This is a genomic window from Neobacillus drentensis (assembly GCF_036966985.1).
GTDB lineage: Bacteria > Bacillota > Bacilli > Bacillales > Cytobacillaceae > Neobacillus > Neobacillus drentensis_E.
The window spans coordinates 1-5,103 of record NZ_JBALSN010000453.1 but is presented as its reverse complement, the minus strand read 5'-3'; the positions used below and the strand labels follow the sequence as shown (position 1 = coordinate 5,103).

5 protein-coding genes are annotated in these 5,103 nt (G+C 40.3%); 1 reads left to right on the top strand and 4 read right to left on the bottom strand.

Going from position 1 to position 5,103, the window contains the following annotated elements; translation table 11 throughout:
- The 4 genes from V7659_RS25070 to zapA form a co-directional block, all read right to left on the bottom strand.
- The coding region (locus V7659_RS25070) for an endonuclease MutS2 (protein WP_335542836.1) at nucleotides 1-1,784 on the bottom strand (1,784 nt) is incomplete at its 3' end.
- A gap of 12 nt (nucleotides 1,785-1,796) precedes the next feature.
- Nucleotides 1,797-3,515 (bottom strand): DNA polymerase/3'-5' exonuclease PolX, encoded by a 1,719-nt coding sequence (gene polX / locus V7659_RS25065; protein WP_335542835.1) that lies wholly within the window; start codon nucleotides 3,513-3,515, stop codon nucleotides 1,797-1,799.
- Nucleotides 3,516-3,589: 74 nt separating this feature from the next.
- Nucleotides 3,590-4,144 carry a CvpA family protein gene (locus V7659_RS25060; RefSeq protein WP_335542834.1) on the bottom strand — a complete coding sequence of 185 codons (555 nt, stop codon included), beginning with the start codon at nucleotides 4,142-4,144 and terminating at the stop codon, nucleotides 3,590-3,592.
- 6 nt (nucleotides 4,145-4,150) lie between these two features.
- Nucleotides 4,151-4,411: a cell division protein ZapA gene (zapA, locus tag V7659_RS25055; protein WP_335542833.1), complete on the bottom strand. Its 261-nt coding sequence runs from the start codon at nucleotides 4,409-4,411 to the stop codon at nucleotides 4,151-4,153.
- 108 nt (nucleotides 4,412-4,519) lie between these two features.
- Between zapA and rnhC the strand changes: the two genes are divergently transcribed.
- Nucleotides 4,520-5,103 (top strand): ribonuclease HIII (gene rnhC / locus V7659_RS25050; protein WP_335542832.1); only part of this gene is annotated, 584 nt, incomplete at its 3' end.

The window sequence follows — 5,103 nt, the reverse complement described above, 5'->3', positions numbered from 1 at the left end:
CGTAGATCTCGGATGACGCGTTCGGCCTCACTCTTTGCCTCGTCAACGATTTCTCCTGCTTTTTCTGCTGCCTTTTCAAGCATAGAGTCTTTTTTCTCGTAAAATTCCATTAGTTGTTTTTGCAAGTCTTGATGGAGTTTCTCAGCAGACTTTAAATAATCGCGAGCTTCCTCTTGCTCTTTTTCTGCCAGTCGTTTACTGTCTTCCAGTGATGAAATCATCTTATCAATTTGGTTCGTATCTTCACTAACATGTGAGCGTGCCGCCTCGATGACCCGTTCATTTAATCCAAGTCGTTTGGAGATTTCAAAAGCGTTACTCCGCCCTGGAACTCCTAATAACAATTTATAGGTAGGGCTTAATGTTTCCACATCAAACTCGACACTCGCATTCAATACACCTTCACGGTTATACCCATATGCTTTTAACTCTGGATAATGTGTCGTTGCAATGACTCTTGCGCCCCGCTTGTGGACCTCATCCAAAATGGAAATCGCCAAAGCCGCACCTTCCTGCGGATCGGTGCCTGCCCCGAGTTCATCAAATAGTACAAGACTATTAAAATCGACTCGGTTTAAGATATCCACGATATTAACCATATGGGATGAAAAGGTACTTAAGCTTTGTTCAATGGATTGTTCATCGCCAATATCCGCATAGACAGCATCAAAGACGGCCAACTCTGAACCGTCGTACGCCGGAACCTGCAAACCAGCCTGGGCCATTAATGTACACAAGCCAAGTGTTTTTAGGGTGACCGTTTTTCCGCCTGTATTCGGACCTGTGATAACAATTGTTGTAAACTCTTTTCCTAACAAGATATCGTTGGCCACAACTTCTTCAATTGGAATAAGTGGATGTCTTGCCTTATATAAAGCAATTCTTCCTTCATTATTCATGATCGGCATGGATGCCTTTATCCGTTTTCCATACCTTGCTTTTGCAAAAATAAAGTCTAGATTGGCAAGGACCTCGACGATGACTTTAAGTTCACTCTCGTGTTCAGCCGCTGCTGCTGATAACTCTGTTAGAATCCTATCGATCTCAAGTTGTTCCTTCACACGAATATCCTGGAGTTGATTATTTAATTGGACAATCACTTGCGGTTCTATAAAAAGGGTTTGTCCTGATGCGCTTTGGTCATGAATAATCCCGCCATAATGGCCGCGATACTCCTGCTTAACAGGAATGACAAACCTGTCATTTCGAATCGTGACTATAGCGTCGGAAAGCATTTTGCTGGCATTTGATGACCGAATCATGCTTTCTAGTTTTTCCCGAACGCGCGATTCATTTGACCTCAGTTGGTGCCTCAATGACCGTAGCAGGTCGCTTGCGCTGTCTAATACTTCTCCGTTATCATCGATGGCATGTTTAATCGAATGCTCAAGGTTTGTGAGCGGAATAATTCGTTCTGCCTGTTCAGACAAAATCGGAATTTCTGTTCGTTCATCAGCAAACTCCTCAATAAATCGTTTCATTTGTCTGCTTGCATGGATGGTACTAGCTATTTGAATAAGTTCATGCGGGCTTAACACACCGCCAATGACAGAACGTTTGATGTGTGCAGTTATATCATGAACACCTGAAAGTGGTACATTCCCTTTTACCCGGAACACTGTCGCTGCCTCATCTGTTTCTGCTTGAAGTTTAACCACCTCATCAAAATCAGTAGAAGGCACCAAGTCCTGTATTTTTCTTCTCCCAAGAGAAGAAGCCGCATGTTCTAACAGCTGTTCTTTAACTTTAGTAAATTCTAGTACTTTAAAAGCTTTTTCTTGCATGGAGATAACCTCCTATTTTCGATTATGTAAAAATTCTAGCAGGTCATTTTTATCCAAGGCATTTACCACTGATGATTTTTTAATCCAGCCTTTTTTGGCTGCGGAAACACCAATTTCCATATGCTTTAATGTATCCATTTTATGTGCATCTGTGTTGATAAGGATTTTTACTCCTGCATCCTGTGCTCTGCGTAAATACTCCGCTGCTAGATCAAGCCTGTTTGGATTTGCGTTTAGTTCTAAGGCCGTATTGGTTTCTTTGGCCAGTTGGATCAATAAATCAATGTCTACATCATATCCCTCGCGGCGGCCAATTTTCCTGCCCGTTGGATGAGCAATTAAATCCACATGGGAATTTGTTAACGCTGTCTTTAGACGCTCCATAATTTTTTCCCGTGGTTGAGAAAAGGCAGAATGAATGGAGGCAATCACGAAATCCATGTCAGCTAGCAACTCATCATCATAATCCAAGCTGCCATCTGGAAGAATATCCATCTCGACACCCGCTAGAATAAGAAAATCATCATACTTCTGATTTAGTCTGTTAATTTCTTCTCTTTGCATTAGTAGTCTTTCGCGTGTAAGGCCATTAGCCACTTTTAAATACTGTGAATGGTCAGTGATGGCCATGTATTGATAACCTCTTGCCCGGCATGCCTCAGCCATTTGTTCAATGGAATGGGCACCGTCGCTCCAGGTGGAATGCATGTGAAGATCCCCTTTAATATCAGCTAACTCAATTAATTCCTCAGTTGCACTGAATGTTTCGACTTCCTTCCCGTCCTCTCTTACTTCTGGAGGAATGAAGGGAAGATCAAAATGCTTGAAAAATTCTTCTTCTGATGAAAAGGTGAGAATTTCCCCCGTATCGATGATTTCCACGCCATACTCACTGATCTTTTCACCGCGTTCTTTCGCAAGTTGTCTCATTCGCACATTATGGTCTTTTGATCCAGTGAAATGATGCAGAGTTGTGATAAATTCTTCGGGTTTTACCAGGCGGAAATCGACTGAAATATCGTAATCATAGGCAAAAACGAGGGAAACCTTCGTTTCTCCAGCTCCAATCACTTCTTTGATGTTTGCTAATTGTAATAGCTGTTCGCGCACATGTTCAGGCTGATTAGTTGCGATGATAAAATCAAGATCCTTAATCGTCTCTCTCATTCTGCGCAGGCTTCCCGCACGCGAAAACTGATGAATATCTGTAAAATCCGCTAGTGTGGCTTCAATCTGCTCCGCAATGGGCAGCATGTAGGCTAAGGGAAGCCGTTCAGGCCTTGTACCCACATTGGCAATGGCACTGAGGATTTTTTCCTCTGTTTTTTTACCAAAACCAGCGAGTGCTTGAACCTTTCCTTCCTCACATGCTTCTTTTAAGCTGGAAACATCTACAACTTTCAACTCTTTGTATAGTTTGGCAATTTTCTTACCGCCCAAACCTGGGAGCTGAAGCAATGGGATTAGTCCTCTTGGAACTTCCGCCTTTAATTCCGTTAAAACGGAAGATGTACCCTCTTTTATGTATTCATCTATGACAGCAGCCGTCCCTTTACCTATTCCAGAAATCGTTGTAAAATCTTCAATTTCTGTTAAGTCTCGTTCATCTGTTTCCAAGGCATTGCCCGCTTTTCGAAAAGCAGATACTTTAAAAGGGTTTTCTCCCTTTAACTCCATATAAGTGGCAATTGTTTCTAATAATCGTAATAAATCTTTTTTAGTTACTTCCATTAATAAGTCACCCACCTACTGATTAGCATTTTCATTTTAGCCTACTTTATGGCATGAATAGAAAAACTTCTCTGCTACAGAGAAGTTAATGCAGCTGTATATTCAATCCACAAGCTTTTTATTTGTTGTGAAAGGATCGGCGTGTTATTCACAATTGCTTTTGACATGATCGATTGGTCCAAAGCATTTTGCATAAATTCAATTGGTACAAGGGCTGAAATATATAATAAAATAAAGATAACCAAATACACTTCAACGAAACCTAGAATTCCTCCTGCCCAAACATTCAATTGCCGTAAGATAGGCAGATGAGCAACGAAGTCCAGCATGGAACCAATAATTTGCAATAGCACTTTTACCGCAAAAAAGATGATGACAAAGGCAATCGCACGATAGAAGGCGGCTTCCATATTACTGTTGTCGCCAAGGACTTTTAGGGTAGACATATTACCGAAGTTCGGATAAGGAATCCATAATGTTAACTTCGGTGCTAATTGTTCGTAGTATGAATATGCTGCTACATATGCAATAATAAAACCTATTAGATGAAAAAGCTGCAGAATAAAGCCTCTTTTCAGGCCTACAAAGAATCCAATAATTAAAAAAATGATAATTGCTAAATCCAACATGATATTTTAGTCCTTTTCCTTTTGTCGTTCTGTTTGTAGCCGATTTAATTCGTCTTTCATTTGAAGAAAATCATTGACTGCATTTACAGCTGTTAAAACGGCGAGTTTGGTTGCATCTAAAGTGGGATTCTTATAACTGATTTCGCGCATTTTATTGTCAACCAATGAGGCCACATGCCGGATGTGACTTGGACTTTCGGAACCCATAATAACATATTGTTGTCCGTATATATCTACGGTTGTTTTATTTTTTTGATTATTCGACAACGTCATGCCTCCATTCAGAGAATCCTATTCTCTATCATAACATGAACCGTTATCTGTGGAAAAGTTAAAGCGTATTTTATCTTTATTTAGAAATGTGGTGTGTATAGTATGGGTAATGTTGTATTGAATCTAGATATGAATAAGATCATGGAAATGAGAAACTATTACGGTAAAAGTTTATTAGATAAGAACATTCCCGGCGGTGTGTTTGCCGCAAAAACGTCTGCCTGTATGATTACAGCTTATAAATCTGGCAAAGTATTATTCCAAGGGAACGATAGTGAAAAAGAGGCCAGTAAATGGGGCAGTGCCGCCTCAAACAAGCCTTCCTCGCCTTCTAAATCGAAATCACCAGCGAAGGGCGACCTGCCTGTTGGGATTAGTCAAATGTCAGTGATTGGTTCAGATGAAGTTGGGACGGGAGACTTTTTCGGTCCAATTACAGTCGTGGCAGCTTATGTGAAAAAGGAAAATATTCCATTGTTGAAAGAATTAGGCGTGCGGGATTCGAAGGATTTAAATGATGAAAAAATCATTGCGATTGCGAAGGTTATTAAAGATATTATACCCTTTAGTTTAATGACGTTAAAAAACGAAAAATATAATCAGGTTCAAAAAGCAGGAATGTCTCAGGGAAAAATGAAGGCGATCTTACATAATCAATCGATATTAAATGTATTAGACAAAATCTC

Bases quoted from the DNA above. Each gene is read 5' to 3' on its own strand.
- polX (WP_335542835.1), bottom strand. From the start codon at position 3,515: ATGGAAGTAACTAAAAAAGATTTATTACGATTATTAGAAACAATTGCC.
- V7659_RS25060 (WP_335542834.1), bottom strand. From the start codon at position 4,144: ATGTTGGATTTAGCAATTATCATTTTTTTAATTATTGGATTCTTTGTA.